The sequence below is a fragment of the Bradyrhizobium sp. genome, assembly GCF_016462955.1.
Classification (GTDB): domain Bacteria; phylum Pseudomonadota; class Alphaproteobacteria; order Rhizobiales; family Xanthobacteraceae; genus Bradyrhizobium.
Window position 1 is genome coordinate 6943 of sequence record NZ_JAEMSD010000159.1, and the last position, 6373, is coordinate 13315.

At 63.8% G+C, this 6373-nt stretch carries 4 protein-coding genes; all 4 read right to left on the bottom strand.

Annotation, left to right across the window (positions count from 1 at the left end):
• The coding region (locus tag JHD07_RS17690; protein WP_291624445.1) for an ArdC-like ssDNA-binding domain-containing protein at positions 1 to 414 on the bottom strand (414 nt) is incomplete at its 3' end.
• Positions 415 to 639: 225 nt separating this feature from the next.
• Entirely contained in the window at positions 640 to 1137 is a 498-nt protein-coding gene (locus JHD07_RS17695) for a hypothetical protein (protein ID WP_291624446.1), read from the bottom strand.
• 72 nt (positions 1138 to 1209) lie between these two features.
• Positions 1210 to 4551 (bottom strand): DEAD/DEAH box helicase family protein, encoded by a 3342-nt coding sequence (locus JHD07_RS17700; RefSeq protein WP_291624447.1) that lies wholly within the window; start codon positions 4549 to 4551, stop codon positions 1210 to 1212.
• 13 nt (positions 4552 to 4564) lie between these two features.
• On the bottom strand, positions 4565 to 6373 hold a 1809-nt coding region (locus JHD07_RS17705; protein WP_291624448.1), incomplete at its 5' end, for a 3'-5' exonuclease.

Sequence of the window (6373 nt, forward strand, 5' to 3'; positions counted from 1 at the left end):
GTTGAAGACGGTGAAGCGCTTCAGGAACGGGACGGCCTGGGCGTCTTCGCCGGTCTCGCGGGCGCGCTTCTTCTCGGTGTCCGGAATGAAGCGGTCGGCGTAGACGACGGTCGTGCCACGCTCGCCCTTGCGCACATTGCCGCCGAGCGAGAGCGCCTGGCGAAAGGTCAGCCAGCTCTGCCCGGGAAAGCCATGCTCGATGACAGCGCCCCAGAGGATCAGGACGTTGATCCCGGAATAGCCGCGCCTCGTCGAGGCGTTCCTGGGCATGGCCAGCGGCGCCTTTGCCGCCGCCGTCCCCCAGGGCTGAACCCAGGGCAGCCGGCCGTCCTCCAGTTCGGCGATGATCTTGTTGGTGATGTCGTCGTAGAGGCTCGCCCGTTCGGGGGCGGCCTGGCGGTGGTGCTTGGTCATCGCGGGTCTCCGCGACGGGCGCCGGGAGCCTCTCTCCCAGTCCTCAACCCGTCACGGCAAACCCGTCCGCACTCTTACTCTCGGGGGGCGTTGCGGGGCAGCCGGCCCCGCAGAAGGGGTCGGCCGAGACCAGAGGGCTTGGGCGCAGGGGAAGGCTTTCCCCTTTAATCCGTGGAAACGACAATGCGGAATTCAGGACCGCCGATTTTCAGGCTTACGGCCGGACTATGCGACCTGTCCGTGCCGTTCCAGCAGGCGCATGAGGACGCTGTTCGCGTGGGTAAAATTGTCGAGCTGCCCGCGAAGCTCGTATGCCCATTTCGCGCCATGGAAGAGGTTGTTGCGCAGACGCCAGACGATCATCAGGAGCGCCAGAATGCGGTCGCGCGGATCGGTGTTCACTCCCTCAATCACCGCACGCACCAGGTCGGGATGATCCGCGGGGCGAAGGCCGAGATAGGGGAAATGGTAGGTCAACGCGCCGTCGGCGAAGTAGCGGTTGCGGAAATGGGCCAGCTCACCATCATAGAGGTCAGCTCCAAGCGTGCCGGCAGCCGTCCATTCATCCACCCTCTCGCGGATGCGATCGGCACGAGCGAAATTGTTCATCACCTGAGCTTCGAACAGGCTCCACAGGAACGCGAAGTCAAAGATCGCGCTGCGGTCCTGGGGAGGGAGATCCTTGAAGCCCGGTGCTCTTTCCGATAGCCATTGCTCGCTCATTCCTGCGCTACCCCTCGCTCGTGTTGATCGCTTCTGCCGGCTATCGTCCGTCGCCTCATCTCAGGAGGGATGTCATGCGCTTGCGATGATCCGCAATTTCATTGCGCGGGTCTCCAGCAGGTAGGTCTCGGCTCCGGCCAGCAAGTGCAGGCCTTCTTCCGTGATTGCCGCACGCGAAAGGCCAGGTTGGATGATGCGAACGTCGTATTCGTAGCGGTAATCCTGCCAGCTCGCTTTCAACTTCTTTAGAAAGGCCGCAGTGCCTTGCTCGAAGCGAGAGCTTTGCCCTTTGTCGAGACGCAGCTTCTCGCGCTTCAGCATATGCGTGAACATCCGATTGGGACGATCGCGCCAGCGGGCAGATTTCTGCGCTTGTCCGCAAACCTCATAGAGATCCTTGACGCGGGCGCCCGGCGTCTCTGCGCTCGAATATTTGCAGTGATAGAGCGTGACCTGTACAAGGCCCTCGGTCACGCGAAGCGAAACGACATCAGCGATTTCTCCGGCACCGTCATCGTCGAAGACGAGATCGTAGGCTTCACCATCGGCAAGCAGCATGTCGATCACACGCCGCTGAACGGAATCCGCGCGCTTTTCTGGACCTTGCGCTTCGGCCCGGATGTTGGTCTTCGACCAATCCCAGGCCTCGATCCGGTCAGCGGGATAGGGTTCGACGGAAACGCCTTCCGACAAGGCGTAGAGATGGCTGTAGATCAGGAGCGAGCCGTCTCCGAAATCGATCTGCGGCGAGTCGTCTCCGAAGGATTCGGACAAGCTCTTCACCTTGCCGGCGACCTTGATGGCAGTCTTGGGACCTGACCGCTGCGGATAGCGTGCGCCGCCTTCGGAGAACACGATCTCGAACTCTGCAACATGCGCATCACTGCGAACCGCGAACCGCAGCGGCCCCGTCCGCTCGTGGTCGAGGAGCTCGATGTCGCATTCGGTGAACAGCACTGACTCGTCGCCAAAACTGATTTCGACGCGGTCCTCGATCTGCGTCAGCAGCGATTCCGGCCAATGGATCGCGACCGGTGGAACGGCTGGCCGTTCACTGATCTGGCGCGGCCGCATCGCACTTTTGAAGACGCCGTCGGTGGTGATGCCCGGATCGTTCACCGCCTGGCCGATGTCGCCGCACCATTCGACCCAGTCGGTGAGATCGCGGACAGGAGAGATCGACCAGAACTTGCCCTTGGCCGAGCAGCCGCGCGAGGCCGGGACGCCATCGAGGAAGCCAGTCGCGAAGACGTTGTTCTTGATCCGGGACTGGGATTTGGCGGTATCCAGACCGTCGGCGACATCGACACCCATATACATGGAATAGCGCACGCCACGTCCCTGGTGATGGGTGAGGCCAAGATTACGCAGGATCAGGCGGTTGAAGCCGTGCAGGCTGCGGAACACTTCCTCTCCCTCGACACGGCGCGCGGTGTCGCCGCAAACGGCTTTGGCCAGCCGGTCATAGGGGCCTTTCGCCGAACTGCTAATGTAGAGGAGACCTTTGCTAGGATCCCAGTGCATCATATGCAGATCCCAGATGACGTTGGTCGCATGTTGGGCCGTCGTCCATCCGGCTTGTTCCTCGGAACGGGTGACGAAGATGGCCACGCGCTGGTGCGGGTTGACCTTCATGCCGAGATAAACACCGGCATTGTAGAGATCCTCGGCACGGAACGGCTCCCAAGCGTCGCAGGAGGTGCGGTAGACGACCGCATTCATTTTCGGTTCGAGGGTCTGCAAGGGAATATCGGTGATCTCGCCGACAAAGCCTTTGAACATCTCGGCGCGCCGGACCTGCCGATCGATCTTGGCCGTGCTCAGCGCCTCGACCAGAGCATTCCAGTCGGCATCTTCGGCATAGAGCTTGGCCAGCGATCGGTCGATGTCGTCCACGCCTGTGTTGGCGATCACCGTGGCGTCGCCGAGCCGGGGATCTTGCCGTGTGAAGCGGCCGACGAACTGGATGGTTACGGCGATGCTCTTGTGAGGGTCATGCAGGCCCGCGATCTTCAACTCCGGGAGATCGAAACCTTCGCCCAGCATATCGACGCAGACGATGATCCGGCTTTCGAAGCGCCGAAGAGCCGCGAGGCTTGCTCGGCGATCGCGCAGTGGCTGCTGGCTGTGGACGATGACAGGCCGGAACTCCGGATACATCGCGCTGTAGAGTTGATGGAGGTCCCTGGCGCGGTCGATTGTCGAGCAGCGTGCCATGGCGAGATGATTGAGGCCGGCGTCCAGATCGGCCTGTAGAACCTCGCCGAGCTTCTCGGCGATCGCGAGGTCGGCGTCCCCCTGGTCGAGACCAAAGACGGCCTCGAACCGGATCGGTTTGAAATAGCCCTCGGTCTGCGCCTTCTTCAGCGGATAGGTGTAGATGAACTCCCCGTCGACCCGGCGGCCGTCCTCGCGGAACGGCGTCGCCGTGAACTGGACGATGGGCAGAGGCGGATCACGTTCGACGAACAAGCCACGGAATCGCGCCCAGGTCGGCGCGCCAATATGATGGGCTTCGTCGATGAAGAGGGCAGATGCGCGAGCCGCCATCTTCTCCTGAACCTGCGCCTCGGCGCGGCCGGCGATCTGCATGGTCGTGACCACGACGTTGGCGCTGTCGAAGATCTGATCGACTTCCGCGGGCGTCGTCGGGATATGGGAAAGCCGCATGACCAGCGGGAAATCCGCCGAGGCGTCGAGACACTGTTGTTGCTTGAGAACGCCGAAGGTCTCGAACTTGCCTGCGATCTGCTCGCGCAACGCGTCCGTGGGAACCACCACCAGCAGCCGCTCGAATCGCCGATGGGCGTTGAGCGCGAGCATGGTCTCGGTCTTGCCGGTGCCCGTCGGCATGACGATGGTCGCCGGCTGGGTCGAGCGTGTCGCATGCGCAAGCGCGGCATGAAGCGCGCCAATCTGCGGACGGCGGAACCCGGGCTTCGCGGATACGCCATTTTCGGCAGAGCGGCCTTCGCGCAGGTGAAGCGCCTCCTGCCAGGAGGCGGAGACGGCCGCCAGCCGCTCCGTGCGCGCTGTGGTGTCCAGCAAGCCGATATTGGCCGGCACGATGTTCACCCACCGGCCTTCGCCCAGTTCGAGCGCCTCGGCGATCTTCGCTGGCTCCGTCGCACCGGGGACGAGGAGCACCAGATCGGCCTTAAGCTGAGTGGCGCTCTTGGTGCTGATGATCTTCAGCGTCTCCCCGGATTTCAGGGTGGTCTCGTATCCATTCACCCGGCGGATGGAAAAGGTCCGCAAACGGCAGCTTGCGCGTAGCGCCGGGCAGGCCAGTTGCCGCACAGGGCTTCCGAGCACCTTGCCGTCGACGGCAAAGCGCGGCGGAAGCAGCAGGCTGACCTCCGCGTCGAAGAGGTCGTTCTGGGTAGAACTGGCGGGACGCTTGCGGGAAGACATCTGGACGTCTCCCTCAGGCCGCCATGGTCTGCGGAGAGGGCAAGACTGTGATCACCGTGCCGGTGGTCATCAGGACGATCAGGCCCTGCTTGGCGCCGGTCATGTCGAGATAGGCGCGAACCTGCGATCGATAATGATCCAGAGTCTGGGGGGCGGGACTGACGTCGCTCTTCCAGTCGACGACAACGACTGGGCGGCCATCCGGGCTGACCGTCAGCGCGTCCGCGATGCCGGCGGTCGCGATCTCTTCACCCTTCTCGGCTTGGACGGCATAGACGGGAAACTCGGCCAGGAGCCCCGGCCGCAAGAACGCGATCACAGGCAAAGCTAGAGTTCGCGTAACGCATACCGCCAGCTCCTCGGCGGACAGACCCACCGCCGGATCGGCGACCGGGGTCTTGCCGAGCGCACGGATGAGATTGGCTGCGCGCTCGGTGAGTGTTGCCGATACTTCCGCGGTTTCGCCGGTCAGCACCTCTTCCATCAGCTTGTGAAGGATCAGCCCGCGCTCCCGACCACCTTGGACGACAATGTTCGTCTCAAGTTCAGGCGGCTGGTCATCGGCTGAGCCGGTCCAGATGTCGGCTTCTTCCTCCCGCAGCAGGGAGCCGCCGGCATTCTCGTCACGGCTGGGCGCGAGCCAGATCAGGCGCGTTTGGCGATCAGCGATAGTGGTCGCCTCGGCTGCGAAGCCGTCGCGGGTCTGGGCATTGCCCGCGCCCGCGGCTGCGGTAGCAGCGTCGAGCGGGAGATGCGAGACATCCAAGGCCGGAAGATCGGCGAGCGACAGATCGACGAGACCGATCCAAGCCGATTTCGAGGGCGTTGTATCGAGCCGGGGAAGGACAAGAAGTTCACGGGCGCGCGTTGCGGCGACATACCAGAGTCGGATCCGTTCGCGATCCAGTTCGTCCTTCTCCGCCTGGCGCGCGGCGTCATAGCCATTGGGCGCAACACCCAGGACCGGGCAGTGGAACGTATCAGTATGACGATCGATCACCGCGCTGTCGGGCGTCATGACGCCGGTCATGGTGTTGATGGGGATGACGATCGGCCACTCAAGGCCCTTGGCGGCATGCATGGTGAAAAGCGCGACGGCCTCCTCCTGCGCGTCGGGCCGACCTTCGACGGCGCGCGCCTCATCGGTCCAGGCCGCCGTCATTGCTTCGGCGAAAGCGCGGAGTCCGCGCACGGCATAACCCGTCGACAGGCTGAGATAGAGATCGACGTTGGCGAGCGCGCGCTCGGCCTGGCCACAATGTCGCTCAAAAAGGAGGGGCCGCATCCTCAAGGCGTCGACGGCATGCGAGAGCAGTTCATGCGGCGTCGTGCTGTTGCCTCGCCGGTAGAGCGCCTGCAGCTTCTCGAGAGCGTCGCGCGCCATCGGATGCCCGATGGCCGCCGGATCGACGCCAAGGTCGAGGCGGGGGATCCGGTCTGGCTCTTCCTCGGAGCGCGGAAGCGCCCAGACGATGTCCAGCAGTTCTTCTTCGGTGAGCCCGACCAGCGGACCGCGCAGCAGCGCGCCGAGCGCAAGCGTGTCGCGCCGGTCTGCGAGAACACGGGTCAGCGCGATCAGGTCTTGGACCTCCTGCCGGCGGAAGAGGCCTTTCCCGGCCTGTGTCGCCACGGGGATGCCTCGCCGTTCAAGCGCCTCCTCATAGCGCCACAGGTCTGCACCGGTCGGTGCCAACAAGGCGATGTCGCCGGGCTGGCAAGCTCGTTCAGTGCGGCTGCGCCGGTCCAGGATAGGTTGGCTGCCGATCAGTCGCGCGCAGAGCTCGGCCACCGCATCGGCTTCGGCATCTCGTTGCTGCTCGGC

Coding starts and splice junctions, on each gene's coding strand:
- JHD07_RS17700 (WP_291624447.1), bottom strand. CDS start 4,551: ATGTCTTCCCGCAAGCGTCCCGCCAGTTCTACCCAGAACGACCTCTTC.
- JHD07_RS17695 (WP_291624446.1), bottom strand. CDS start 1,137: ATGAGCGAGCAATGGCTATCGGAAAGAGCACCGGGCTTCAAGGATCTC.